This window comes from Aeromonas encheleia (assembly GCF_900637545.1).
GTDB lineage: Bacteria > Pseudomonadota > Gammaproteobacteria > Enterobacterales > Aeromonadaceae > Aeromonas > Aeromonas encheleia.
Genome location: NZ_LR134376.1, coordinates 2046410 through 2071860, shown reverse-complemented (window position 1 = coordinate 2071860; position 25451 = coordinate 2046410). Strand labels below are relative to the sequence as shown.

Sequence of the window (25451 nt, the reverse complement as noted above, 5' to 3'; positions counted from 1 at the left end):
TCCATGACCTCGCCCCGCCTTTTCCAGATCAGCGCTGCATGGACATGCAGGTGCCCGAGGCCCCGCCAGGCGGGGCCGGCGGCGCAGACAGCCAATAAAAACGCCCCTGTGCCGAAGGCAAGGGGCGAGGTCCTGGTCGGCGACCCGCGTCAGAGCCGCAGGCCACCGTCGAGATCGATTATCCGCCCGGACAGATAGTCATTGGCGAGAATGAATTGCACCGTCTGGGCCAGTTGCGCCGCCTGCCCCAGGGTGCCGACCGGGATGGCCTGCTGCATCCGGGCCATCGCCTCCGGTTTCATCGCCGCCGTCATGTCGGTGGCAAAGACGCCGGGGGCTATGCCCATCACCCGGATCCCGTGGCGGGACAGCTCCCGCGCCCAGGTCACCACCAGCGAGGCCACCCCCGCCTTGCTGGCGGCATAGTTGCTCTGGCCTATGTTGCCGGCGCGGGCGATGGAGGAGATGTTGATCATGACCCCCCCCTGCCCGCCCTTGGCCATCAGCGCCGCCCCCTCGCGGCCACAGAGGAAGGTGCCGGTCAGGTTGACGTCGATGACCGCCTGCCACTGGGCCAGGCTCATCTTCTCCACCAGCTCCCCCTCCTTCACCTTGATCAGCATGCCGTCCCGCAGGATCCCGGCGCAATTGATAAGGCCGTGCAAGACGCCAAATTGCTCCTTGATGGCGGCGAAGGTCGCCTCCACCTCGGGCTCGTCCGCCACGTTGCAGACGAACAGGGCGCAGCGGCCATCCCGACTGCGCAGCTCGGCCTCGGTGACCTCCAGATCGGCGCGATTGACGTCGATGAGGGCCAGCACAGCCCCCTGAGCGGCCAGGCTGAGGGCGATGGCGCGGCCCAGTCCTCGCCCCGCCCCCGTGATGGCGATAACCTTCTGCTTGATATCCATGGAGACTCCTTGCCAGCTGACTGGCCATAAATGGTTGGGTGAACGGGCCGAGGGCGGTGTCGCCTCGACTCAACCGCTTTGGGACTGATCAGCGATTTATCCAGATAGAGTGCGACGATGCCGGAGCAGTCCTTGACCCTGGCGCTTATTTGTCACTGGGTGCCTTATCGAGATATAGCTCCAGGATGCTGGAAAAATCCTTGGCCCCCTGACCCTGGCTCGCATGCAGGTTGAACAGGTTACGGGCCAGCGCCCCCAGGGGCACGGCGCTGTGGGCATGCTCGGCCAGCGCCATCGCCAGCCCCAGATCTTTTACCATCAGCCGGGTCATAAAGCCCCCCTGGTAGCCTCGTGCCGCAGGCACGTTCTCCATCACCCCGGGCCAGGGGTTGTAGCGCTCCAGGCTCCAGTTGTTACCCGAACTCTTGCCCATGATGGTGGAGAGGACGCTCGGATCCAGCCCCTCCTTCACCCCGAGCGCCAGCGCCTCGGCGGTGCCCGCCATGTGGATGGCGAGCAGCATGTTGTTGCACATCTTGGCGATCTGGCCCGCCCCCAGCGCCCCGGCATGAAACAGATTCTGCCCCATCTGGGCCAAAATCGGCCTGGCCGCCTCGAAGTCGGCCTGCTCGCCGCCGACGATAAAGGTCAGGGTCCCCGCCGCCGCCCCGGCGACGCCGCCCGAGACGGGGGCATCGATGAAACGAATGCCGCGTGCCCTGGCCGCCTCCCCCACCCGCCGGGCCGAGGCCACGTCTATGGTGGAGCTGTCGATCACCAGGGCCCCCGCCGGCAGCGCCCCCAGCAGATCCTGACCGCCCCCCTCTGCCAGCCAGAGCGAGCACACATGCTCGCCGGCCGGCAACATGCTGATGACCACCTCACAGCCACCCACCGCCTCGCGGGCATCGCCGGCGGCGATGCAACCGGCGGCGATCGCCTTCTGCAGGTTCTCCGCCACCAGATCAAACACCTGCACGGCGTGGCCGGCCCTGGCCAGGTTGGCGGCCATGGGGCCCCCCATGTTGCCGAGCCCGATAAATCCGATCCTTGTCATCCTTTGCTCCTTGCTCCGTTCGTTATCTGGCCGGGCCTTTCCGGCGCTCTTGTCTTGTCGACTCGCTGTTAAGGGATCAGGGGATTCTTCCCTTCGGGCCAGCGATAGAAAGCGTCAAGCCAGTCGCTGCCCGGTTGGGCCGCCTGCCAGCGGGGGGACCTGTCCTTGTCGATGAGCAGCGCCCGCACCCCTTCCACGAAGTCCCCCTTCAGCACGCAGTTGACCGACAGCGCCAGCTCATCGGCGAACACCTCGGTCAGGGACTGGCGGCGGGCCTGCCAGTACTGGCGCCAGAGGATGGCGCGGCTGATGGGGCTGCCGCCGCGGCAGGTCTCCCGCGCCGCCACCAGGCTCGCCTCGTCCAGCTCGGCATCGAACAGCCGCTCCAGCACCCCTTGCAGGGTGCGGCCGGCCATCAGCCCATCGATCCTGGCCTGCAGGGGCAGGATCACCGGGGCCGGCAAGGACGAACTGGCACACAGGCTGCCCAGCAGCCTATCGATCTGATCCCGTCGGCCGTCCGGATCCGCAGACCAGGGCAAGGCGGCGAGACGCGGCAGCAGCTCGGCGCGCGCATCGCTGGCGATGGCGTGATCCGCCAGCCCCAGCCCGATGGCATCCGCGCCGTTGAAGCGCGCCCCGGTGAGGCCGAGCCAGAGCCCGAGTCGCCCCGGCATCCGGCTCAGGAACCAGCTGGCCCCCACATCCGGATAGAGGCCTATGGTCACCTCCGGCATGGCAAACAGGCTCTTCTCGGTCACCACCCTGAACCCGGCGCCGGCAAACAGCCCTATGCCCCCCCCCATGCAAATGCCATCCGCCACGCAGATGAGTGGCTTGGCATAGCGGTGAATGTGGTGATCGAGCCTGTATTCCTGCTCGAAGAAGTCGCGGGCATAGCCAAACAGCGCCTGCTCGCTCTCCTCCTGCCGGCGGTAATAAAAAGAACGAATGTCGCCCCCGGCGCAGAACGCCTTCTCCCCGGCCCCCTGCAGCAGCACGCAGACCACGGTCGGATCCTGCTCCCACCGATCGAGCACCCGTTGCAGGGCCTGGATCATCGGCAGGCTCAGGGCGTTGAGGGAGGCGGGGCTGTCGAGGGTCAGCACGCCGATCCGATGGCCATCCCGGCTGGGATGGAGGCTTGCCTTTACCGACTCAGTCATCGGTGGCGCCTCCCTGATTCGCGGGATAACGATGGGGAAAACAACCTGAAACAGGGGGATTTATTACTCATGAACGGCTCCATCCGGCTTTGATGAGGGGTCTATGCCCATCCCGTAGTGCCAGCGTGGCGCTCGCTTCTCCAGGAAGGCGGCCACCCCCTCACCTTGATTGGCATCGCTGAACAGCGAGAGGAACAGGCTGCGCTCCAGCGGCAGGGCCGCGTCGCGCGGGCCGCTGCGGCCCTGATTGATCAGCTGCTTGCTGGCACGCAGGGCGCTCGGGCTCTGGCGCTCGACCATCTGCGCCATCTGCTGCGCCGCTCCCCAGGCATGGCCCTCGGTCACGACCTCCTCCACCAGCCCCATCTCGTAGGCCAGGGTGGCGCTCACCTTCTCACCACAGAGGATCATGCGTTTGGCCCAGCCCGGCCCCACCAGCTCGGTGAGACGCTGGGTGCCGCCGGCGCAGGGCAAGAGCCCCACCGAGGCCTCAGGCAGCCCCAGCTTGGCCTGCTGCTCGGCGATGCGAATGTCACAGGCCAGTGCCACCTCCAGCCCGCCGCCCATGGCATAGCCATTGATGGCGGCGATGCTGACACCGTGGAAACGCGCCAGCGCCTCGAAGGCGCGACCAAAGGCCTCGGCCACCGCACGGGCGTGTACCGGGTTGCCGTCGGCAAACATGTTGAGATCGGCCCCGGCGCAGAAGAACTTGTCACCCGCCCCGCGGATCACCAGGGCCACCACGTCGGGGCGGCTGTCGAGCTCCACCATCATCTGCAAGAAGGCTTGCAGGCTGGCCAGAGTCCAGGTGTTGGCAGGCGGGTGGTCGAGCGTGATGTAGGCCACATGACCGTGATATTCGAGCCTGATCCTTGTCATTGCACTGTCCTTGTCATTAAACCTGCCGCCATGATGACAGGGTTGAATGGAGCCGAAATTCGGCTGGCTCACAAAGCCTGATTCATCATGCGAGGCAGCGGGCGCTGATCGGCCGCATCACTTCTTGCCTGGCGTCTTCCAGAGATGGCGCAGGAGTCCGTTACTCCAGCGACAGACCGGGATCCGCCAACAGGCGGCGGGCGATGATCAGCCGCATCACTTCGTTGGTACCTTCCAGAATGCGGTGTACCCGGGTGTCGCGCAGGTAGCGCTCGAGCGGGTACTCGCGGATATAACCATAGCCGCCAAAGAGTTGCAGGGCTTCGTCACAGACGCGATAACCCACATCGGTGGCGAAGCGCTTGGCCATGGCGCACCAGGCACTCTTGTCCGGGCTGCCGTGGTCCAGCTTGTCGGCGGCCTGGCGCACCAGCAGCCGGGCGGCGGCCAGCTCGGTGGCCATGTCGGCGAGGCGGAACTGCACGCTCTGAAATTCCGCGATGGGGCGGCCAAACTGCTGGCGCTGCTGCACATGGGCCAGCGCATCGTCCAGCGCCTGCTGGGCTGTGCCCACCGAGCAGCTGGCGATGTTGATGCGGCCACCGTCGAGGGCCTGCATGGCGAACCTGAACCCTTCCCCCTCCTGCCCGAGGCGATAACGGGTGGGGATGCGCACCCCGTTGAAGGCCACCTCCCGGGTCGGCTGGCTGTTCCAGCCCATCTTCTCCTCCGCCTTGCCGTAGTGGATCCCCGCCGTGTCGGCGGGCACCATAAAGGCTGAGATCCCCTTGGCCCCCTCGCCGCCGGTGCGGGCCATCACCACCAGCACCTCTGTGCTGCCCGCCCCCGAGATGAACACCTTGTTGCCGTCGATGAGGTAGTCATCGCCGTCCCGCACCGCGCGGGTCTTGAGGGCCGCAGCGTCCGATCCCGCCCCCGGCTCGGTGAGGCAGTAAGAGCCCAGCCACTCGCCGCTGGCGAGCCTCGGCACCCACTGCTCGGCCACGTCGCTGGGCAGCCAGCTGCCCAGCATCCAGCTCACCATGTTGTGGATGGTGAGGTAGGCGGTGGTGGAGGTGCAGCCCATGGCCAGGCGCTCGAAGATGAGGCTGGCATCCAGCCTTGGCAGCGCGAGCCCGCCGTACTGCTCCGGGGTATAGAGGCCGCAAAAGCCGAGCGCGGCCGCCTGCTTGATGGTGGCAATGGGAAACTCGTGCTCCCTGTCCCAGCGCGCGGCATGGGGTTTGAGCGCCTCATTGGCAAAGGCGGTGGCGGCCTCCATGTAGGCCTGCTGATCCTCGGTCAGGGTAAAATCCATCTCGTTCGCTTCCTCGTTGTCCTTGGTTTATCTGTCGCTGCCATCTGTCGCTCGGTGCCGGCCTATGATCTGGTTCCGAGCCTGCCGAGCTCTTTCCTCGATCGGCGTCAGCTCAGTACCACTGATCGCCGCTCAGCGCAGGCTGATGGTCATATTGGGGCCGTGCGGAATGTCCTCGTCGAACCAGCGCTCGGTCACCGTCTTGGTCTCGGTGTAGAAGCGCACCGCCTGCTTGCCGTAAGCGTGCAAGTCCCCGTAGAAGGAGCCGCGCCAGCCGGTGAAGGAGAAGAACGGCAGCGGCACCGGAATTGGCACATTGATCCCCACCTGGCCCACCGCCACCTCGTGGCGGAACTTGCGGGCCGCGGCGCCGCAGCCGGTGAAGATGGAGGTGCCGTTGCCATAGGGGTTGTTGTTGATGAGGGCGAGCGCCTCGTCCAGATCCGCAACCTCCAGGCAGGCGAGCACGGGGCCGAAGATCTCCTCTTTATAGATGCGCATCTCGGGGGTCACGCCGCGAAACAGGGTCGGCCCCACCCAGTTGCCCACCGGATAACCAGCCACGTCACAGAAGCGGCCATCGAGCAGGCACTCGGCACCCTCGCTGATCCCCACCTCGATCAGGTTCTCCACCCGCACCTTGGCCTCAGGGCTGATGAGGGGGCCATAGGCCGCTTGCGGATCGTGCCAGATCCCGGGCCTGACTTTGGCAAATTCGGCGGCCAGCTCCGGGATCCACTCCCGGGCACCGCCCACGAACACCGCCACGCTGATGGCCATGCAGCGCTGGCCGGCAGCGCCGACCCCGGCCCCCACCAGGTTGCTCAGCACCTGCCCCTTGTTGGCATCGGGCATGATCACCATGTGATTCTTGGCGCCGACGAAGCATTGGGCGCGCTTGAGGTGATCGGTGGCGGTGCGATAGACGTGGGCCCCGACCCGGGCAGAGCCGACGAAGCTGACCGCCTTCACATCCGGATGGGTGATCAGCGCATCCACCTGCTCGGCGCCGCCGTGCACCACCGAGAGGATGCCCTTGGGGGCCCCCGCCTCGGTGAACAGCTCGGCCAGCCGCATGGGGGTGAGCGGATCCTGCTCCGAGGGCTTGAGCACGAAGCCGTTGCCACAGGCGACCGCCAGCGGAAACATCCACAGCGGTATCATGGCGGGGAAGTTGAACGGGGTGATGCCGACGCAGACCCCGAGCGACTGCACCCAGGAGTGACCGTCGACCCGGCGCGCCACGTTGCCCATGGTCTCCCCCATGGTCTGGCTGGCGATGGCACAGGCCTGCTCCACCACCTCGATGCCACGCCAGACATCCCCCTTGGCATCCGCCAGGTTCTTGCCGGTCTCCTGGGCCAGCAACTCGGCCAGCTCGTCATGATGGGTCTTGAGCAGATGCTGGTAGTTGAACATGACCCTGGCCCGCTCAGGCGCCGGCACCTCCCGCCACAGCAGGTAGGCGTCGTGGGCGCAACGCACCGCCAGCTCGACCTCGGCCGGGGTGGCCATGGGCAGGCGCGCCAGCAGGCTCTGATCCGCCGGGTTGGTCACCTCGATCCATGCCTGGCTCTCGGAGGCATGGGCCTGACCGCCTATATAGAGCGGCAGGTCGCCGTACTGGGTGTGTTGGTGACTCATGCTGCCCCCCTCTTGCCGCTAGGCCAAGATCTGCACTTGCTGATCATGCTGTTCACTCCTTGCGTTCGACCGTTCGAGGGGGATGCACCGCTTGCCGCCACCGCTCAACGAATTTACCTTAGACTAACAATCAATTTACGTTTACGCTAACGTAAACTTAACCCATGAATGGACTGACCAGTTTGTTGCCATTGGCAACGTTGCCGGTGAGTACCAACCGCTTGATATAAAGGAGAGCAAGGATGCATGCCCTGATGGATGAGACCCTCCGCGCCCTGACCGAACAGGTCGAGGCCTTCTGCCAGAAGGTGATAGCGCCCCGCGCCAGCGAGATTGACCACAGCAACGCCTTCCCGCGCGACCTCTGGCCCCTGATGGGCGAGCTCGGGCTGCACGGCATCACGGTGGCGGAGGAGTATGACGGGGTCGGCCTCGGCTACCTCGCCCACGTGCTGGTGATGGAGCAGGTGAGCCGTGCCAGCGCCTCGGTCGGCCTCTCCTACGGCGCCCACTCCAACCTCTGCATCAACCAGATCCACCGTCACGGCACCCCCGATCAGAAGGCGCGTTACTTGCCTGATCTCGTCAGCGGCAAGCACGTGGGGGCGCTGGCCATGAGCGAGCCGGGAGCCGGCTCCGACGTGGTCAGCATGCGCCTGACGGCGGAGGCCAGGGGCGATCACTTCGTGCTCAACGGCACCAAGATGTGGATCACCAACGGCCCGGACGCCGACACCTTCGTCATCTATGCCAAGACCGATGCCAAGGCCGGCGCCAAAGGAATATCGGCCTTCATCGTCGAGGCGGGCACGCCTGGCTTTACCACGGCCCAGAAGCTCGACAAGCTCGGTATGCGCGGCTCCAGCACCTGCGAGCTGGTGTTCGAGGAGTGCAGGATCCCGAAACAGAACCTGCTCGGTGCCCTGCACGGCGGGGCCCGGGTGCTGATGAGCGGGCTGGACTACGAGCGCATCGTGCTGGCGGCGGGGCCCCTCGGCATCATGCAGGCCTGCCTGGACGTGGTGTTGCCCTATGTGCGCGAGCGCAAGCAGTTTGGCCAGGCCATCGGTGAGTTCCAGCTGGTGCAGGGCAAGCTGGCTGACATGTATACCCGCCTCGCCAGCAGCCGCGCCCTGGTCTATTCGGTGGCGAGCGACTGCGATCTCGGCCACACCAGCCGCAAGGATTGCGCCGCCGCCATCCTGCTTGCCGCCGAGAACGCCACCCAGATGGCGCTGGACGCCATCCAGCTGCTGGGCGGCAACGGCTACATCAACGAATACCCCACCGGCCGGCTGCTGCGGGACGCCAAGCTGTACGAGATTGGCGCCGGCACCTCGGAGATCCGCCGCTGGCTGATCGGCCGCGAGTTGATGGGAGAGAACACATGAGTCAAATTCACTCCCTCCTCGACACGGCGAGCGCCGAGTTTGCCGCCAATCGGGAGGCCATGCAGGCCCTGGTGGCCGATCTCAACGCCCGCTTCGACGAGATTGCCCTGGGAGGCGGCGCGGCTAATCAGGCCCGCCATCAGGCCCGCGGCAAGCTGCTGCCCCGCGAGCGCATCGATCGGCTGCTCGATCCCGGCTCCCCCTTCCTCGAGCTCTCGGCCCTGGCCGCCTGGCAGGTGTATGAGGAGCCGGTGCCCGCCGCCGGCATCATCACGGGATTGGGCCAGATCGCGGGCCGGCTCTGCCTGCTGGTGGTGAACGATGCCACCGTCAAGGGCGGCACCTACTACCCGCTCACCGTGAAGAAACACCTGCGCGCCCAGGCCATCGCCGAGCGGCTGCGCCTCCCCTGCCTCTATCTGGTGGATTCGGGCGGTGCCTTCCTGCCCATGCAGGACGAGGTGTTTCCCGATCGGGATCACTTCGGCCGCATCTTCTACAACCAGGCCCGCATGTCGGCCCAAAACATCCCCCAGCTCGCCGTGGTGATGGGGCTCTGCACCGCCGGCGGCGCCTATGTGCCCGCCATGGCCGACGAATCCATCATGGTCAGGGAGCAGGCCACCATCTTCCTGGCGGGACCACCGCTGGTCAGAGCCGCCACCGGCGAGGAGATCAGCGCCGAGGCCCTGGGGGGCGCCCTGGTGCACTGCGCCCACTCCGGGGTGGCGGATCACCTGGCCGAGGACGATGCCCATGCGCTGGCCATCGCCCGCACGTTAGTTCGCAACTTAGGGGTGAGTAATCTGGGCGCGCCACCGCCACCACCCGCCCCAACCTACGACGACCCCCGCTACCCCATAGAGGAGATCTACGGCCTGGTGGGCACCAGCCTCAAGCGCCCCTATGACGCCAGGGAGCTCATCGCCCGCCTGGTGGACGGCTCCGAGTTTGACGAATTCAAGGCGCTGTTCGGCACCACGCTGGTGACTGGTTTTGCCCGCATCTGCGGCATGCCGGTGGGGATCCTCGCCAACAACGGCGTGCTGCACAGCGACAGCGCCCAGAAGGGCGCCCACTTCATCCAGCTCTGCAACAAGCGTGCTATTCCCCTGCTGTTCCTGCAGAACATCACCGGCTTCATGGTGGGCAGTGCGGCGGAGAAAGAGGGCATCGCCAAGCACGGCGCCAAGCTGGTCACCGCCGTGGCCTGCAGCCGGGTGCCCAAGCTGACCCTGATCGTCGGCGGCAGCTTCGGCGCCGGCAACTACGGCATGTGCGGCCGCGCCTATGAGCCCGACTTCCTGTTCAGCTGGCCCAACAGCCGCATCTCTGTGATGGGGGGCGAGCAGGCAGCCGGGGTGCTGGTGCAGGTGCGACGCGACAAGCTGGCGGCCGAGGGCAAAAGCGTGAGCGAGCAGGAGGCCGAGGCCATACGCGCGCCGGTGATCGCCCAGTATGAACAACAGGGTCACCCCTACTACGCCAGCGCAAGGCTGTGGGATGACGGCGTCATCGATCCCGCCCAGAGCCGCACCGTGCTGGCCCTGGCGCTGGCGGCCTGTCAGGGCGCCGAACTTGGCCCAGAACAATACGGCATCTTCCGGATGTAAGGAGTTCAGCATGTCCGACCCCCTCTTTGACAATCTGCCCCAGGCCGGTTTTCGGCTGGAACGCCATGGCCCGCTGGCGGAGCTCATCCTGGCGCGCCCCGCCCGCCATAACGCCTTCGATGCGGCGCTGATGCTGGGGCTGCTCGACTGCCTCGACGAGCTGGTCCACCACCATGACAACCCCCTCGCCGAGCGGCCACGTGCCCTGCTGCTGCGGGCCGAGGGCAAGCACTTCTGCGCCGGCGCCGATCTCGACTGGATGCGCAGCCTGGCCCACGCCGACTTCGAGCACAACCGCGAGGATGCGAGGGTGCTGGCGCGGCTGATGCAGACCCTGGACACCCTGCCCTTCCCCACCCTCGCCCTAGTACAAGGGGCCGCCTATGGCGGGGCCCTTGGCCTCGTCTGTGCCTGCGACATAGTGCTGGCCAGCGACGATGCCCGCTTCTGCCTCTCCGAGGTGAGCCTGGGGCTGGTACCGGCGGTGATCAGCCCCTATGTGGTACGCGCCATGGGCATGCGTCAGGCGCGCCGCTACATGCTGAGCGCCGAACCGTTCGATGCCATCACCGCCTGTCGCCTCCATGTGGCGCACCAGCTGGCCAAACCGGCGCAGCTGCTGGCGGAGGGCCGCGCCCTCGCCCTGCGGCTGTGCCGCAACGGCCCGGAGGCGATGAAGGAGACCAAGCGGCTGCTGGCCGCCATCGATGAGCAGGGGGTTACCCCTCATGAAGAGAAAACCGTCGAGACCATAGCCCGGGTGCGGGTCGGACTCGAGGCTCAGGAGGGGATGCAGGCCTTCTTCGACAAACGCCCCCCCAGCTGGCGCCCCCGTTTCAAGGATGAAGCATGACAAACAGCAAGCCCATTCGACGCCTTCTTATCGCCAATCGTGGCGAGATCGCGGTGCGCATCATCAAGACAGCGCGCCGCCTCGGCATTCATACCATCGCCCTCTACTCAGATGCCGACCAGGGTGCCATGCACGTGCGCGAGGCCGACGAGGCCTGGCACCTGGGGCCGGCTCCCGCGCGGGAGAGCTATCTCGACGCCGCCAAGGTGCTGCGCATCGCCCGCGAGGCGGGCGCCGATGCCGTCCACCCCGGCTATGGCTTCCTGTCGGAAAACAGCGACTTCGCCAGCGCCTGTGAGGCCCAGGGAGTGCGATTTATCGGCCCGAGCGGCGCCGCCATCCTCGCCATGGGGGACAAATCCGGTGCCAAGGCGCTGATGCTGGCGGCCGGGGTGCCCGTGCTGCCCGGCTATCACGGCCAGGATCAGCGCCCTGCACTGTTGCGTGATCAGGCGAGCCAGACCGGCTTCCCGCTGCTGATCAAGGCCGCCAGCGGCGGCGGCGGCAAGGGGATGCGCCGGGTCGAGCAAATAGACGAGTTCGACCAGGCGCTGGCGGCGGTGAAACGCGAGGCCCTGGCCGCCTTCGGCGATGACAACGTGCTGCTGGAGCGCTACCTGCCCAAGGCCCGCCACGTGGAGGTGCAGATCTTCGCCGACAGCCTGGGCAACGCCATCTATCTGGGGGACAGGGACTGCTCGCTGCAGCGCCGCCACCAGAAGGTGATCGAGGAGGCCCCCGCCCCCGACATCCCGCCCCAGTTGCGCCAGGCCATGGGTGAGGCGGCGGTCGCCGCCGCCAGGGCCATCGACTATGTCGGGGCCGGCACCATCGAATTTCTGCTGTACGAGGGGGAGTTCTTCTTCATGGAGATGAACACCCGCCTGCAGGTGGAGCACCCGGTCACCGAGTGCGTCACCGGCCAGGATCTGGTGGCCTGGCAGCTGGCGGTCGCCGAGGGCCAGCCCCTGCCCCTGACCCAGGATGAGGTGCAGCTGCACGGCCACGCGGTGGAGGCGCGCCTCTACGCCGAGAACGTAGGAGCCGGTTTCCTGCCCGCCAGCGGCCCCATCCACTGGCTGCACTGGCCGGAGGGGGTAAGGATCGACACCGGGGTCGCCGCCGGCGATGCCGTCAGCCCCTATTACGATCCCATGATCGCCAAGCTCGTCGCCCACGGCCAGAGCCGCGCCGAGGCCTTTGCCCGCCTGGCCGAGGCCCTGGGTACCCTGGCGCTCGGCCCGCTGGTGCACAACGGTCCGCTGTTGCAGCGCCTGTGCCAGGAGCCCGACGTGCTGGCCATGCGCCATCACACCCAGTGGCCCATCCCCACCGAGCCGCAGGCCATTCCCGCGCTCGCCTGGCCGCTGGCCGCCCTCTGGCTCGCCAGCCGCGTGGCCGGTGCGGCGCCCTGGCAGCGGGCGAGCGGTTTTCGACTCGGCCATCGCCAGCATTGGACGGCGGCGGTGCACATCGGCGAGGAACGTCGGGTGCTGAGCCTGACCGGCGCCGAGGGCGCGATCGACTGGCAAGGGAGCCGGCTCCCTTATGAGCTGGGCCCGGATCATATCCGCCTGCAACAGGCAGGGCGCTGGTTGCGCTACCCCGTGCAGCCCGGTGCGGCCGGGGCCTTTCTGCTGCGCCTCGGCGAGCAGAGCATCCATTTTGAGGCCGATGATCAGCAGCATCAGGCGCATCATGATCACCACAAGGGCAGCGGCGCCGTCGCCCCCATGCACGGCATAGTCGTGGCGCTGCTGGTGGAGGCCGGCCAGTCCGTCCAGAAGAACCAGCCCCTGCTGGTGCTGGAGGCGATGAAGATGGAACACACGTTGCGGGCAGAACATGAGGGGATGATCACCGCCCTGCTCTGCCAGCAAGGGGATCAGGTGAGCCAGGGCACTGTGCTGGTGCATTTTGCCGACGCCGATACGGGCCCCAATACGGGCGCTGGCGAGAACAGACAAGAGAGCGCGTCATGAGCAGAGAACATGGGATACCGGTCGATCGGGTGAGCCTGGTGGAGATGGGCCCGCGGGACGGGTTGCAAAACGAGGCCCGCATCCTGCCGCTCGACCAGCGGCTTGAGCTGATCGCCCGCCTCGCCGAAAGCGGCCTGCAGCGGATCGAGGTGGGTGCCTTCGTCTCCCCCAAGAAGGTACCGCAGATGGCGGACTCCGCCGCACTTTTTAATGCCCTGCCGCGCAAGGGCCCGACTCGCTACGGCGCCCTGGTGCCCAACCTGCAGGGATTGCAGGCCGCCATTGCCGCCCGGGTCGACGAGATCGGCCTCTTCACCGCCTGCTCGGATGGCTTCACCCGCGCCAACATCGGCATCGGCGTGGAGGAGTCCCTGATCCGCTTCGCCCCCCTGGTGGCGGAGGCGCGCCGCCTCGGCATCAAGGTACGGGGCTACCTCTCCACCGTCATCGCCTGCCCGTTCGACGGCCCGACCCGCCCGAAACGGGTCGCCGCCCTGGCCGAGCGGCTGCTGGATCTCGGCTGTCACGAGATCTCCCTGGGTGACACCATAGGCGTCGGCACCCCGGGCACGGTGGCGCCCATGCTGGATGCGGTGCTGCACGAGGTACCGGCGGGGCGGCTCGCGGTGCATTTCCACGACACCTACGGCCAGGGCCTGGCCAACCTGCTGCCGGCGCTGGAGCGCGGCATCCGCACCATCGACTGCTCGGTGGCCGGCCTCGGCGGCTGCCCCTATGCGCCGGGGGCCTCCGGCAACCTGGCCTCGGAGGAGGTGGTCTATCTGCTGCACGGCCTCGGCATGAGTACCGGGGTGGATCTGGACAAGCTGGCCGCCACCGGCCAATGGGTGAGCGAGCGTCTCGGCCACGGCAACGGCTCCCGGGTCGGTCGGGCGCTCCATGCCAGGGCCCTGCAACTGGCGGCACAGCATGAGATCGCACAGGGAGAGTGCCATGGTCCTTAATCGCGTCTCCGACAGGGAGATCACTCGCGGCATCTCGGTACTTGTTTGGGGATTTGAGATGCCCAAGGCGCACGCCATGCAAGCCGGTCCTTTCTCCGGCAAGGCGATCACTTGCAGCATCTCGGTGCTTGACCGGGAGTTTGATATGCGCAGGAGCACACCATGAAAGCCAGCCCCTTCTCCGGCAAGGAGGTCACCTACAGCATCTCGGAGCTGGCGCAGGAGTTTGACATCACCCCGCGCACCATCCGCTACTACGAGGATGAGGGGCTGATCACCCCGTCCCGGGAGGGGCAGACCCGCATCTACAGCCACAAGGACAAGATCCGCCTGAAGTTGACCCTGCGTGGCAAGCGGCTCGGCTTCAGCCTGGCGGAGATCCGCGAGCTGTTCGACATGTATGACACCGACCGCTCGAGCCGGATGCAGTTGCACTCCATGATCCAGCTCATCGAGGCTCGGCGTCACTCCCTGCGCCAGCAACTGGAAGACATCCAGATGGTGATGGCCGAGCTGGACGCCGCCGAGCAGCGCTGCGTCAATTCACTCGACGGCTTGAAGACCAGCGCAGATTAACCGGAGCTGAGCCCTCGCGCCCCGGTGCGGCACTGAAAACGCTGGGGCTGTGCGGTGCCACCGGCCGATGGCGCCGGCAGGCTCATCCCCGGCCGGGTGGCCGAGCGGCCTGGGGAATGTCAGGACCCGGCGACCCTATCTATCTCTCCAACCCGACTCCGTTTCACCAGAGACGCAGTCATCTCGCGCTATGGCAGGGCGCCGCCTATGGCGGGTGGCGGGCCGAGGGCGCGACCAGAACGCGACACACTCCACGCGCTGGACAGAGTACGGCGTAGCGCATCCGGCAACCCATGCTTCCCCGGCGATTAATTGCTACCATGTGCGCATCAAACGGAGACCACCATGCTCAAGCCGCTGCCCGCTCGTCTGTTGCGCTATACCCTCTATCTCTGCGCCGCCTTGCTTATCTCCCTCTTCATCCTGCTATGGCAAGCCCCCAACCTCACCCAACGCCACCTGCCCGGCTGGCTGGCCAAGCACTATGGTCTGCGGCTGACCCTGGGGGAGATCGAGGTCAATCTGCGCCATCCCTCCCTCAGCATCGGCCCCTCCGCCCTGCTCGACGAGCAGCAGCAACCCCTGCTGACGTTCGAGCGGCTCCAGTTAATCCCCCTGCCGCGCGAGAGCTGGCAGCAAAAATCCATCATCCTGGCCGACGCCATCCTGACCAAGCCGACCCTGGATCTGGTCCGCCTCGCCGATGCCAAGGGCCAGCACGAGCCGCGCTTCAACCTGACCGAGGCGCTGGCCGGGGTGCTGGCTGCCGATCCGGCTCAGGCCCCCGCCGCCGCCGAGCCTGTGCTGGTGCGCATCAACCGGCTGGCCCTGGAACAGGGCCAGATCCAATATCGGGATAGCCGCAAGCAGAGCAGCCCGGGCTGGGTGCCAGCGCTCAATCTGCAGGCCGTGGCGCTGGAGCTGCCCGACTTCTCCACGGCCCAGGCATCTGCCAATCGCTACCGGCTGAGTGCGACCCTCAATCAGAAGAGCCCGCTCAAGGCCGAGGGGGAGTTCGATCTCCTGACCGGGGCCGGCAAGGGGCGACTCAGCCTCGGCAAGTTGCCGCTCTCCCCCTTCGCGCCGCTCTGGGCTCCCTACCTCAAGGTCAATCTGGCCAAGGGGGATGCCAGCGCCGAGCTGGACTACCGGCTGAGCCAGAGCAAGCAGGGGCTGGATTGGCGGCTGTCGAAGGGCAAGCTGATCTTGAACAACTGGCAGCTCAAGCGGCCCAAGGGGGCCGAATTCGCCCGCTTCAACCAGCTGGCCCTGACCGGGATCCGGCTCGATGGCAGCAAGCAGTCCCTCGATGTCGACGCCATCGCGCTCAAGGCCCCGGCCGTGATGGCCGTGCTCGATGACAGACAGCGGCTGGATCTGGCCGAGCTGCTCGTCCCGCCACCCGCCGCCAAGGCGACGGCCAAGCCACAGCAGCCGGGCAAGCCCTGGCGCTGGCAGCTCAAGCAGACCCGCATCAGCCAGGGCGAGCTCAAGCTGACCGAGTCGAGCAGCGGCAAGGCGCTGGCGCGCTCGCTCTCCGGGCTGAACCTCAATCTGGGCACCTTGGGCAGCGCCACTGGCCAACCCACGACGCTGACCCTCGCCAGCACCCTCAACGGCCAGAGCCAGCTGAACTTCGACGGCGCCCTCAGCCTCGCCCCCTTCGCGCTTGACGGCGAGATCAAGCAGCAGGGGCTGCCGCTGAGCTGGGCCCAGCCCTATCTGCAGGATCTGCTGAGGGTCAAGGTGCAGGATGGCCTGCTCAGCAGCCGCACCAAGCTGGCCATTGCGACCGATGCGCAAGGGGCATTGCGCCAACTGGAGGTCACCGGCGGCTTCGACATCGACAAGCTGCAGGTGCTGGACAGGGCCGACAACCAGCGCCTGCTGCAGATAGAGCGCCTGCAACTGAGTGGCCTGCGCTATGACGGCATCAGCCAGCAGATCAGGATCGCCGATATCCTGCTGCGCCAACCCTTCGCCCGCATCGAGATAAGCGAAACTGGGGTCACCAACGTCCAGCAGCTGCTGTTGCCACAGCCGGCCAGTGCCAAGCCGGCCGGCGGACCTGCCCCCCGCATCACCATCGATCAGGTGCGCACCGAGCAGGGCAATCTGCGCTTCGCCGATCGCAGCCTGAGCCCGGAGTTCGTGGTGGACATCGCCTCGCTCGCCGGCCAGAGCCGCCACATCAGCAACATTCCCGGCCAGCGCTCCGATCTCGCCTTCAACGGCAAGGTGGACAGGTACGCCCCCGTCACCATCCGCGGCGGCACCAACCTGCTGATCGACGATCCCGTGCTCGACATCGCCGTGGCCTTCAACAACCTGGAGCTCACCACCTTCACCCCCTACTCCAGCACCTATGCGGGCTACGCCATCGACAAGGGCCAGCTCTCCATGAAGCTCAACTACAAGTTGCAGGGCAACCGGCTGGAAGGGGACAACGACATCACCATCAAGAAACTGCAGCTGGGGGAGAAGGTCAAGAGCGAGCAGGCCAAGGATCTGCCGCTCGGGCTCGCCATCGCCCTGCTCAGCGACGCCAGCGGCGTCATCAAGATGAACCTCAAGGTGAATGGCAACCTGGATCAGCCGGATTTCAGCCTGGGCAACATCTTCTGGGACGTGCTCGGCAACACCCTCGGCAAGGCCATCACCTCCCCCTTCTCTCTGCTGGCCTCCCTGACCGGCGGCACCAAGGATCTCGATGAGCTGCCCTTCCTGCTGGGGGATCCGAGCCTCACCCCGAGCCAGCAGACCAAGCTCGGCACCCTGGCCCAGGCGCTGAAGGAGCGCCCCAAGCTCAGCATGAACATCCGCGGCAAGGTCAACTTCAACGAGGAGCGCCCCATACTGCAACGCCAGAAACTGGAGCGCGTGCTGGCCAAGCTCACCGGCGCCCCGGTCGATCTCGGCGTGCTGGAGCAGGACCCCGCCCTGCAGGCCGCGCTGGGTGAGGCCTATGAGGCGCGCTTCAAGGAGGATCTCGGCAGCCTGGCCAGTCGGCTGACCCTGGATGAGGCGAGCCCGGCCCTGCGTGCCCAGGCCGTGATCCTGCTGCGGGACCAGCAGCTGATCACCGCCAAGTCCTTGCGCAACCTCGCCATGCGCCGCGCCCAGAACACCAAGGAGTTCCTGGTGGATACCCAGGGCATAGCGCCTGAGCGGCTGTTCGTGCTCGACAGCCAGGTAAAGGAGGCGGACAAGGACGCCAAGGTGGTGCTGACGCTGGATGACTGAGCCGGCGGGGGGAGCCTGGGCTCCCCCCTTCTCCCCTCTTCTCCCATCGCCTGCCCCGCCATCCCCGCTCGCCTCCATTTCGCTTATATCGCCTTGCTCGGCCATATCGCCTCGCTCGGCGCCCCAGCCACCAGCCACCAGCCACCAGCCACCAGCCATGATGGTGGCCGTCGTTGACACCCTCCCGGATAGTGCCGGTGCTGGCACTATGCCGCAGCGTCCCGTTTCAAATAGTGTTAAAGATCTCTTGTCTGATGGCATATGAGACTAATTTTCAATCGAAATGGGGTTAAATACCGACTTGCCGGAGGCGATGAGACGGCCAGACTCCATCTCGGGTGCCGTTATTCAGTTTCAGATCCTGGTAATTCACACAAAAAATCAACCTCACCGCCCCTATTCATTTACCTGTTTTCTACCTGGATGGCACGAATCATGGCCTGGGTAATTTTTCGTGTCGTTTTTTTACTATTTCTGCATTTCTCCCCTTGCCCAGGGTCCAGAGCCTGCCTAAAATCGCGCGTCTTTTATCAACCCCTACCTCTATTGCTGGAGAACACCACGTGAGCGAAAAATTGGCCAACCCTGCCCCTCTGGGTCTGATGGGTTTCGGTATGACCACCATTCTGCTGAACATCCATAACGCAGGTTTCTTCCCCATCAGCGCCATGATCCTGGCCATGGGCCTGTGCTATGGCGGCCTGGCCCAGATCATCGCCGGTATCATGGAGTACAAGCGTGGCAACACCTTCGGTGTCACCGCCTTCATCTCCTACGGCACCTTCTGGTGGAGCCTGGTGTTCCTGCTGATGATGCCGGGCATGGGTCTGGCCGAAGCCACCCCGCACGCCTTCATGGGCTGGTATCTGCTGATGTGGGGCATGTTCACCCTGTTCATGCTGGTCGGCACCATCAACTACCCGCGCGTGAAGCAGTTCGTGTTCGCCTCCCTGACCGTGCTGTTCTTCCTGCTGGCCGCCCGTGACTTCACCGGCAGCGCCCTGATCGGCACCATCGCCGGTTTCGAAGGCATCATCTGCGGCGCCAGCGCCATCTACCTGGCCATGGCCACCGTGATCAACGAGCAGTATGGCCGCACCGTGCTGCCCATCGGCGATCACAAGAAAGCCGCCACAGTGCAGCTCAAGGCCGCCGCATAATCCGCGATCATCTGGCGCCCGCGCCGATGCAAAAAAGGCACCCCTTGGGGTGCCTTTTGTTTATCCGGCTGCTTGCCTCGCTGCGGGCCCCTACTCCCTCGCCAGCAGGCGGGTGGCCGGGAAGCGGGCCGCCGGCTGCTGGCCGAAGAACAGCACGAACTGCTCGTACACGGCGGGATAGGCCCCCCGCAGCCCCAGCGGATCGGTGAAGAAGCTCTCGCAGCACACCGCGAAGAACTCGGCAGGATGCTCGGCGGCATAGGGATCGATGGCGGTCGGCTCGTGGCGGGCCAGCTGGGCACCCAGCTCATCGAACGCACGCTGCATGGCCTGGGTCCACCGGCGCGGATCCATGCCGCTCGGCAGCGGCGGCGCCCCATCGGCATTCCCCCCCAGCATGTCGAGCTTGTGGCTCAGTTCGTGGATCACCAGGTTGAAACCGTCCCAGTCCCCGTCCTGCTGCAGCTCGCTCCAGGCCAGCACCAGCGGCCCCTGGGGCCAGGATTCCCCGGCATTCTCCTCTTCCCATTCGCTGACCAGGCCGAACTCATCCTGCACCTGCTGGCGGCGGGTGACGGGCTCGGGGATGATGATCACCTCGTGAAAGCCGCGATACCAGTCCAGCCCAAGGTGCAGGATAGGCAGCGCCGCCTGCAGGGCCAGCACCGCCTGCTGGCGGGACGTGAGCTCGACCCCGATCTGGGTCAGCGTCTTGCGGGCCAGAAACTGCTGGGCCAGCTTCGTCAGCCTCGCCTCGTCCTCCTCGGAGAAACCTTGCAATATGGGCACGGCCGCCAGGGCCTGCCGCCACTCCAGCGCCCCGGGGGCGTTCTCCTGCCGGGGGGATGAAGGATAAAACCACTTCCATAATCGGGACCAAAACACACGGACTCCTCTTGCCACATCAGAACAACTTCACGAACCGCTTCGGGCGCTCAAGATAGCCCTGCGCCAGGTAGAAACGATGGGCCCCCTCCCGCTTCAGGCTGCTGGAGAGCTCCAGCTGGCCACAGCCTTGCGCCTGCGCCCGCGCCTCTGCCGCCGCCAGCAACAGGGCGCCTACCCCCTTCCCTCTTGCACTCTCATCGATAACCAGCGCCGAGATCAGGCCCCAGGCGGGTGCAAGGTGCATGGGTTGCAGCCGATGCCAGATCAGCACCCCTACCATGTTTCCATGGCGCTCTGCCACCAGCACCTCCCGGGCCGGATCCGGCTCGGCCAGCCGCCCATCCACCTCCTCGCCCGGGGTCGGATAACCCAGCTGTGCGAACAGCGCTGACAGCAGGGCGCCATCCCCCCGCTCGGCGAGACGAATGGTGCAGTTATCTTCTCTCATTGTCACTCCTGGCCTCCTATTTGCACTGTACCCTGCGGGCCCCTGGATCTGGAAAAGATGCACCTGATGGGTAAGTTCCGAATCTTGTCCAGTTCCACGCACCATTTGTTAATGTCAATTCACAAATTAACAAAGTGACAACACTTTTCACTAGGAAGGGCCGATACAAACCGATATGTTAAATCCCGCGGACTAACCAGTCGAAAGTCCCGCACAATACTGAGTGGCCCCCTTGGTCACCGCATATTTCAATGTTAAGGGAGCGAGGCATAGACCTCGCCAAGACAGCGCAACAAAGGAGTTGTTGTACATGAATGAGATCGTCAATGCCATCAATGGCGTGATTTGGAGCCCAGCGCTCATCTATCTGTGTCTGGGGGTGGGCCTCTACTTCTCCCTGCGCAGCCGTTTCCTGCAACTGCGCCACATGAAAGAGATGGTGCGCCTGATGTTTGATGGCAAGAGCACGGATGCGGGTGTCTCCTCCTTCCAGGCGCTGGCCATGACCCTGGCCGGTCGGGTCGGTACCGGCAACATCGCCGGCGTCGCCACCGCCATCACCTTCGGCGGCCCGGGCGCCCTGTTCTGGATGTGGATGGTCGCCTTCCTCGGCGCCAGCTCCGCCTTCGTGGAGTCCACTCTGGGTCAGGTCTACAAGGAGAAGATCAACGGTGAATACCGCGGCGGCCCGGCCTTCTACATCGAGAAAGGGCTCGGCATGAAGTGGTACGCCTGGACCTTCGCCATCGCCACCATCTTCGCCTGCGGCGTGTTGCTGCCAGGGGTGCAAGCGAATTCCATCGGCTCCAGCCTGCAGACCGCCTTTGACATCGATCCGAACGTCACCGCCGCCGGTCTGGCGCTGCTGCTCGGCTTCATCATCTTCGGCGGCGTCAAACGCATCGCCAGCTTCGCCAGTACTGTGGTGCCCTTCATGGCGCTGGGTTACATCATTGTCGCCTGCGTCATCATCGCCCTCAACATCGGCCAGCTGCCAGGCGTCATCCTGCTGATCTGGAAGAGCGCCTTCGGGATGGAAGCCGGTTTCGGTGCCATCCTGGGTCTGGCCATCATGTGGGGCGTCAAACGCGGCGTCTACTCCAACGAAGCGGCTCAGGGCACAGGCCCGCACGCCTCCTCCGCCGCCGCCGTGAGCCACCCGGCCAAACAGGGCCTGGTGCAGGCGTTCTCCGTCTACATCGACACCCTGTTCGTCTGCTCAGCCACCGGCTTTATGCTGCTGATCACCGGCCTGTACAACGTACAGGGACCGGACGGCGCGGCCATCTATACCGGCATCGCCGGCATCGCGGCAGGCCCCGGCTATGTGCAGACCGCCATGGAGAGCATGATGCCCGGCTTTGGCAACTACTTCGTCGCCATCGCCCTGTTCTTCTTCGCGTTCACCACCATAGTGGCCTACTACTACATCGCCGAAACCAACATCGCCTTTATCAACCGCAAGATCAACCGCCCCTGGCTCACCTTCCTGCTGAAGCTGGCCCTGATGGCCTCCACCGTCTACGGCACCGTCAAGACCGCCGATCTGGCCTGGGGTCTGGGTGACATCGGGGTCGGCCTGATGGCCTGGCTCAACATCGGTGCCATACTGCTGCTGCAAAAGCCCGCCTTCGCCTGCCTGAAGGACTATGAGGCCCAGAAGGCCCTGGGGCTGGATCCCGTGTTCCACCCGGAGAAACTCGGCATCAAGAACGCCGACTACTGGACGGGTCGCCGCTCCGAGCAAAACCTGGAGCAGGAGCAATCCGGTCATCCGTTCGAGCCGGACCGCCAGTCCACCTGAACCATTGACCCATAAACAGATAAAAAAATGGCAGCTTAGGCTGCCATTTTTATTTGTGCTCTCTTGAGAGTGAGCGCCGGTTCAGAGCGCGTTGCGGCGGGGTCCGAACGGCAGCCGCCAGCGAAACAGGCTGTTGAGGGTCGCCCGCCACTGGTTGGGGCGCCCCAGGATCTGCTTTTGCAGCCGGGTCTCCTCCTTCAGCATCACCTCATCGCTGCGGGCCCAGGCCTGATGGTAGAGCTGCTTGATCCCCGCCAGCGCATCCGGCGACTTGGTGATCAGGGTCCTGGCGAACTCCCGCGCCGCGTCGAGGGGATCCTCGCAGACCCGGCTCACCAGCCCGAGCGCCCTGGCCTCCTGGGCATCCAGCTCGCGGCCGCTCATGGCCAGCTCCATGGCCACGTCCACCCCCATCAGATTGCGCAGGGTGACGCTGCCACTCATGTCGGGGATGATGCCCCACTTGATCTCCATCACCGAGAAGCGGCAATCCGGGGTGCTGAAACGAAAATCGGCCCCGAGCGCTATCTGCAGGCCGCCGCCGAAACAGACCCCCTGAGTCACGGCGATCACCGGCACCGGCAACTGGTGCCAGCCATAGGCGACCCGCTGGGCCAGGTTGGTCGCCTCATCCGCCTCGCGTCTCAATATGTCCAGGGCCGCCACCGGCTGCCTCAGCATGGATTTCACATCCAGCCCGGCGCAGAACGCCCGCCCCTCACCGTGCAGGATCACAGCCCGCAGCCCCTTGTGCTGCGCGAGCTGATTCAGCGTCTCGTCGATGGCGCCGAACATGGCCCTGTCCAGCGCATTGAGCTTGTCCCCCCGGGTCAGCATCACCTCGGCGATGCCGTCCCGGATCTCGCACCTGATCCTTGGCTTGTCCATTTCCTTCCTCTTCCTTGTGCCGACACTGGTCATACCACAACGTTACCAGAGTGTTATCGGCAGGTACAGGGAGGCCAGCCCGGCTCTGCGACTAAAGTCGGCTGGCCCCGCTCCGGCGCCTTTGTCAGACTGGCCTCACGCCCCCGGCCGAGACCCGCCATGACCATTCTGTTCAACTTCAGCCGCCCGCCGTTTGACTGCCTCGGGGAAGCGGAGCGCCAGCGCCTCGGGCAGAGCCTCAGCGTCTGCTATTTTCGGGCGGGCCAGAGGGTGCTGAGCCCGGGGGACAGCCCTCCCGGCCTCTACCTCATCATCAAGGGGGCGGTGGAGGAGTCGAGCCCCCACCAGTCGTTCGGCGATTACGGGGTCGACGACCTGTTCGACGTCCGTGCCCAGTTCGATGGCCGCTGCCGCCATGGCTTCAGCGCCCTGGAGGACTGCCTCTGCCAGCTGATCCCCCGCGAGGTGTTCGCGGAGCTCTGCGCCGGCAACCCGGAGCTCGCGCACTATTTCACCGCGACCCTGGCCGAGCGCCAGCACCAGCAGGCGCGGCGGGAGCAGCTTGGCCAGCAGAATCTGGCGGAGTTCATCCTGACCCGGATTGAGCCCAACCACCTGCAGCCACCGCTCCTCGTCGAGAGCCGGCTCAGCCTGCTGGCCGCGACCGAAGCCATGGCCAGCCAGGGTAGCGATTGCCTGCTCTATCCCGCCGCCGACGGCAGCCTGAGCCTGGCCACCCGCAAGACCCTGCTCCATGCCCTGACCCTGAGAGGGCTGCCGCTGACGGCGCCGCTCGCGGTGCTGAGCCCGGCGCCGCTGATCGGCCTGCCCCTTGGCAGCTACCTGTTCGATGCCCTGCTGCTGATGACCCGTCACCGCATCAAGCGGCTGGTGGTCTGGGATCGGCAGGAGGTGGCGGGCGTCTTGCACCTGACCCAGGTGCTCGGCCTCTTCTCCGCCCACTCCCACGTGCTGACCCTGCGCATCGCCAGGGCAGACAGCCCAGCCGCCCTGGAAGCCGTCGCCCGGGAGCAGCAACAGCTGACCCGCTCCCTGTTCGGTCAGGGGATCCACACCGCCTTCCTGATGAGGCTCATCGCCACCCTCAACGAACAGCTGATCGCCAAGGCCTTCGCCCTGGCGATCCCGACCGAGGTGCAGGATAAGGTGTGCCTGCTGATGCTGGGATCTGAGGGGCGCGGCGAGCAGATCCAGAAGACCGATCAGGACAACGCCCTGATCCTGCCCAATGATCTGCATTGGCCCGATCGGCAGGCCGATCTGGCCGCCTTCGGCGCCCTGCTGGAGCGGCTCGGTTATCCCCCCTGCCCGGGTCGGGTGATGGTCAGCAACCCGGCCTGGGTGAAGGAGGCCGCGCACTGGCAACAGGAGATCGAACGCGCCTGCCTGGGGGCCAGCGAAGCCGAGCTGCTCTGGCTCGCCACCCTGGCCGATGCCCAGCCCATCGCCGGTGATCGCAGCCTGCTGCCCCCCATCGCCCGCAGGCTAAGGGAGCAGCTCGCCGATCGGCCCGACCTGCTGGCGGAGATGGCCCGCGCCGCGGTCGCCTTTCACACCCCCCTCACCCTGTTTGGCCGGCTGGCCCAGGAGCCGGAGGGGCTGGATCTCAAGCGGGGTGGCCTGTTTGCGCTGGTGCACGGCATCCGTCTGCTGGCGCTGGAGGCCAAGATCCTGGAGACCTCCACCCTGGGCCGCATCGAGGCCCTGGTGGCCTGCGATCGGCTCAGTAGCGACTACGGCGCCAATCTGGCGGAGGCGTTCCGGCTGTTCGTTCGGCTGCGGCTGCGCAGCCAGCTCAAGGGGGGCGACCACAGGGTGCGGGTGGAGGCGCTCAGCCATAGCGAGCGGGATCTGCTGCGCCATGCCCTGCATCAGGTGAAGAAGTTCCAGCAGTGGCTCGTCTTGCACTTTCGTCTGAGGCAATAGCATGTGGAGTCGCTGTCGACGCCAGTGGATTGGCCGGGCTTTTCGTCACGGGGAGTTCGCCCCGCTCTTTGCGCCCGCCCCGCGCGATGAGTGGGTGGCCCTCGATCTCGAGACCACCAGCCTGGATCCCGCACAGGCGGAAATCGTCGCCATCGGCGCGGTGCGCATCCAGGGCAACCGGCTGCTCACCGGGGAGGCACTCTCCTTGCGGGTGCAGGCACCCGCCAGCCTGAGCGCACAATCCGTGGTGATCCACGGCCTGCGCCATCAGGATTTGCAGCAGGGCATGCCGCTGGAGGCCGCGCTGCGCCAGCTGTTGGCCTTCATCGGCCCGCGCGAGCTGGTGGGCTATCACATCCCCTACGATCTGCGCATCCTCAACCTGGCCTGCCAAAAGCAGTGGGGGCTGCGCCTGCCCCAGCGCGGCATAGAGGTGAGCCGGCTCTATCACGACCACCTCTATCGACGCTACCCCGATGCCGCCATCGATCTGCACCTCGGCGCCATCTGCAGTCACCTGGGGCTGCCTCCCCTGCCCGCCCACGACGCCCTCGCCGACGCGGTCACCGCCGCCCTCATCTTCCTGCGCCTGCGTCTGGGCGGCCCCCTGGCTTATCCCAAAGTCTAATTGCTCACCAATAACATTTAATTCACATTTTCATTACATGAGCGGACCTCCTGCTCGGTAGGGACATCCTTCATTCACAGTCGACAT

General features: G+C 65.8%; 21 protein-coding genes. 12 read left to right on the top strand and 9 right to left on the bottom strand.

Features of this window, described 5'->3' with window-relative positions; translation table 11 throughout:
• Nucleotides 1-149: 149 nt before the first annotated feature.
• The 6 genes from EL255_RS09585 to EL255_RS09560 all read right to left on the bottom strand — a co-directional run bounded on the left by EL255_RS09585 (nt 150) and on the right by EL255_RS09560 (nt 6978).
• Nucleotides 150-911: an SDR family oxidoreductase gene (locus EL255_RS09585; protein ID WP_042653694.1), complete on the bottom strand. Its 762-nt coding sequence runs from the start codon at nt 909-911 to the stop codon at nt 150-152.
• 145 nt (nt 912-1056) lie between these two features.
• The gene (gene mmsB / locus EL255_RS09580; RefSeq protein WP_042653693.1) at nt 1057-1968 is read right to left on the bottom strand and encodes a 3-hydroxyisobutyrate dehydrogenase; all 912 of its coding nucleotides are present in this window, start codon (nt 1966-1968) and stop codon (nt 1057-1059) included.
• A gap of 68 nt (nt 1969-2036) precedes the next feature.
• Nucleotides 2037-3134 (bottom strand): enoyl-CoA hydratase/isomerase family protein, encoded by a 1098-nt coding sequence (locus EL255_RS09575; RefSeq protein ID WP_042653692.1) that lies wholly within the window; start codon nt 3132-3134, stop codon nt 2037-2039.
• A gap of 63 nt (nt 3135-3197) precedes the next feature.
• Entirely contained in the window at nt 3198-4016 is an 819-nt protein-coding gene (locus EL255_RS09570) for an enoyl-CoA hydratase (RefSeq protein WP_042653691.1), read from the bottom strand.
• A 160-nt stretch (nt 4017-4176) separates the two neighbouring features.
• On the bottom strand, nt 4177-5334 hold the full coding sequence (locus tag EL255_RS09565) for an acyl-CoA dehydrogenase family protein (protein ID WP_042653690.1): 1158 nt from the start codon (nt 5332-5334) through the stop codon (nt 4177-4179).
• A 132-nt stretch (nt 5335-5466) separates the two neighbouring features.
• Nucleotides 5467-6978, bottom strand: coding sequence for a CoA-acylating methylmalonate-semialdehyde dehydrogenase (locus EL255_RS09560; RefSeq protein WP_042653689.1), 1512 nt, complete (start codon nt 6976-6978; stop codon nt 5467-5469).
• Between the two features lie 242 nt (nt 6979-7220).
• On the opposite strand from EL255_RS09560, the gene EL255_RS09555 reads away from it, so the two are divergent.
• From EL255_RS09555 to EL255_RS09520, 9 genes are all read left to right on the top strand, one after another.
• Nucleotides 7221-8369: an isovaleryl-CoA dehydrogenase gene (locus EL255_RS09555; protein WP_042653688.1), complete on the top strand. Its 1149-nt coding sequence runs from the start codon at nt 7221-7223 to the stop codon at nt 8367-8369.
• Nucleotides 8366-9982, top strand: a complete 1617-nt coding sequence (locus tag EL255_RS09550) for a carboxyl transferase domain-containing protein (protein ID WP_042653687.1) — start codon at nt 8366-8368, stop codon at nt 9980-9982. Before EL255_RS09555 ends, EL255_RS09550 begins: the two co-directional genes overlap by 4 nt.
• A gap of 10 nt (nt 9983-9992) precedes the next feature.
• The gene (locus EL255_RS09545; protein WP_042653686.1) at nt 9993-10835 is read left to right on the top strand and encodes an enoyl-CoA hydratase-related protein; all 843 of its coding nucleotides are present in this window, start codon (nt 9993-9995) and stop codon (nt 10833-10835) included.
• Nucleotides 10832-12817 carry an acetyl/propionyl/methylcrotonyl-CoA carboxylase subunit alpha gene (locus tag EL255_RS09540; RefSeq protein WP_042653685.1) on the top strand — a complete coding sequence of 662 codons (1986 nt, stop codon included), beginning with the start codon at nt 10832-10834 and terminating at the stop codon, nt 12815-12817. Before EL255_RS09545 ends, EL255_RS09540 begins: the two co-directional genes overlap by 4 nt.
• Nucleotides 12814-13782 carry a hydroxymethylglutaryl-CoA lyase gene (locus EL255_RS09535; RefSeq protein ID WP_042653684.1) on the top strand — a complete coding sequence of 323 codons (969 nt, stop codon included), beginning with the start codon at nt 12814-12816 and terminating at the stop codon, nt 13780-13782. Before EL255_RS09540 ends, EL255_RS09535 begins: the two co-directional genes overlap by 4 nt.
• Nucleotides 13772-13948: a hypothetical protein gene (locus EL255_RS21340; RefSeq protein WP_157013110.1), complete on the top strand. Its 177-nt coding sequence runs from the start codon at nt 13772-13774 to the stop codon at nt 13946-13948. Before EL255_RS09535 ends, EL255_RS21340 begins: the two co-directional genes overlap by 11 nt.
• A complete protein-coding gene (locus EL255_RS09530; protein WP_042653683.1) occupies nt 13945-14358 on the top strand; it encodes a MerR family transcriptional regulator in 414 nt (137 codons plus the stop codon). The genes EL255_RS21340 and EL255_RS09530 overlap by 4 nt, the downstream gene beginning before the upstream one ends.
• 345 nt (nt 14359-14703) lie before the next feature.
• The gene (locus EL255_RS09525; RefSeq protein WP_042653682.1) at nt 14704-17601 is read left to right on the top strand and encodes a DUF748 domain-containing protein; all 2898 of its coding nucleotides are present in this window, start codon (nt 14704-14706) and stop codon (nt 17599-17601) included.
• 563 nt (nt 17602-18164) lie between these two features.
• Entirely contained in the window at nt 18165-18761 is a 597-nt protein-coding gene (locus tag EL255_RS09520) for an acetate uptake transporter (protein WP_042653681.1), read from the top strand.
• Between the two features lie 90 nt (nt 18762-18851).
• On the opposite strand, the gene EL255_RS09515 is transcribed toward EL255_RS09520, so the two are convergent.
• The gene (locus EL255_RS09515; protein WP_042653680.1) at nt 18852-19646 is read right to left on the bottom strand and encodes a M90 family metallopeptidase; all 795 of its coding nucleotides are present in this window, start codon (nt 19644-19646) and stop codon (nt 18852-18854) included.
• A 19-nt stretch (nt 19647-19665) separates the two neighbouring features.
• Nucleotides 19666-20097 carry a GNAT family N-acetyltransferase gene (locus EL255_RS09510; protein WP_042653679.1) on the bottom strand — a complete coding sequence of 144 codons (432 nt, stop codon included), beginning with the start codon at nt 20095-20097 and terminating at the stop codon, nt 19666-19668.
• 310 nt (nt 20098-20407) lie between these two features.
• On the opposite strand from EL255_RS09510, the gene EL255_RS09505 reads away from it, so the two are divergent.
• Nucleotides 20408-21901, top strand: coding sequence for an alanine/glycine:cation symporter family protein (locus tag EL255_RS09505; protein ID WP_042653678.1), 1494 nt, complete (start codon nt 20408-20410; stop codon nt 21899-21901).
• A gap of 81 nt (nt 21902-21982) precedes the next feature.
• Here the strand turns inward: EL255_RS09505 and EL255_RS09500 are convergent, their stop codons facing one another.
• A complete protein-coding gene (locus tag EL255_RS09500) occupies nt 21983-22789 on the bottom strand; it encodes a crotonase/enoyl-CoA hydratase family protein (protein WP_042653677.1) in 807 nt (268 codons plus the stop codon).
• 159 nt (nt 22790-22948) lie between these two features.
• Between EL255_RS09500 and EL255_RS09495 the strand changes: the two genes are divergently transcribed.
• Nucleotides 22949-24736: a putative nucleotidyltransferase substrate binding domain-containing protein gene (locus EL255_RS09495; RefSeq protein ID WP_042653676.1), complete on the top strand. Its 1788-nt coding sequence runs from the start codon at nt 22949-22951 to the stop codon at nt 24734-24736.
• A gap of 1 nt (nt 24737) precedes the next feature.
• Nucleotides 24738-25364: a 3'-5' exonuclease gene (locus EL255_RS09490; protein ID WP_042653675.1), complete on the top strand. Its 627-nt coding sequence runs from the start codon at nt 24738-24740 to the stop codon at nt 25362-25364.
• Nucleotides 25365-25451 lie beyond the last annotated feature (87 nt).

Coding starts and splice junctions, on each gene's coding strand:
- EL255_RS09505 (WP_042653678.1), top strand. CDS start 20,408: ATGAATGAGATCGTCAATGCCATCAATGGCGTGATTTGGAGCCCAGCG.
- EL255_RS09495 (WP_042653676.1), top strand. CDS start 22,949: ATGACCATTCTGTTCAACTTCAGCCGCCCGCCGTTTGACTGCCTCGGG.
- EL255_RS09565 (WP_042653690.1), bottom strand. CDS start 5,334: ATGGATTTTACCCTGACCGAGGATCAGCAGGCCTACATGGAGGCCGCC.
- EL255_RS09585 (WP_042653694.1), bottom strand. CDS start 911: ATGGATATCAAGCAGAAGGTTATCGCCATCACGGGGGCGGGGCGAGGA.
- EL255_RS09555 (WP_042653688.1), top strand. CDS start 7,221: ATGCATGCCCTGATGGATGAGACCCTCCGCGCCCTGACCGAACAGGTC.
- EL255_RS09575 (WP_042653692.1), bottom strand. CDS start 3,134: ATGACTGAGTCGGTAAAGGCAAGCCTCCATCCCAGCCGGGATGGCCAT.
- EL255_RS09550 (WP_042653687.1), top strand. CDS start 8,366: ATGAGTCAAATTCACTCCCTCCTCGACACGGCGAGCGCCGAGTTTGCC.
- mmsB (WP_042653693.1), bottom strand. CDS start 1,968: ATGACAAGGATCGGATTTATCGGGCTCGGCAACATGGGGGGCCCCATG.
- EL255_RS09545 (WP_042653686.1), top strand. CDS start 9,993: ATGTCCGACCCCCTCTTTGACAATCTGCCCCAGGCCGGTTTTCGGCTG.
- EL255_RS09570 (WP_042653691.1), bottom strand. CDS start 4,016: ATGACAAGGATCAGGCTCGAATATCACGGTCATGTGGCCTACATCACG.
- EL255_RS09525 (WP_042653682.1), top strand. CDS start 14,704: ATGCTCAAGCCGCTGCCCGCTCGTCTGTTGCGCTATACCCTCTATCTC.
- EL255_RS09535 (WP_042653684.1), top strand. CDS start 12,814: ATGAGCAGAGAACATGGGATACCGGTCGATCGGGTGAGCCTGGTGGAG.
- EL255_RS09530 (WP_042653683.1), top strand. CDS start 13,945: ATGAAAGCCAGCCCCTTCTCCGGCAAGGAGGTCACCTACAGCATCTCG.
- EL255_RS09510 (WP_042653679.1), bottom strand. CDS start 20,097: ATGAGAGAAGATAACTGCACCATTCGTCTCGCCGAGCGGGGGGATGGC.
- EL255_RS21340 (WP_157013110.1), top strand. CDS start 13,772: ATGGTCCTTAATCGCGTCTCCGACAGGGAGATCACTCGCGGCATCTCG.
- EL255_RS09500 (WP_042653677.1), bottom strand. CDS start 22,789: ATGGACAAGCCAAGGATCAGGTGCGAGATCCGGGACGGCATCGCCGAG.
- EL255_RS09490 (WP_042653675.1), top strand. CDS start 24,738: ATGTGGAGTCGCTGTCGACGCCAGTGGATTGGCCGGGCTTTTCGTCAC.
- EL255_RS09560 (WP_042653689.1), bottom strand. CDS start 6,978: ATGAGTCACCAACACACCCAGTACGGCGACCTGCCGCTCTATATAGGC.
- EL255_RS09540 (WP_042653685.1), top strand. CDS start 10,832: ATGACAAACAGCAAGCCCATTCGACGCCTTCTTATCGCCAATCGTGGC.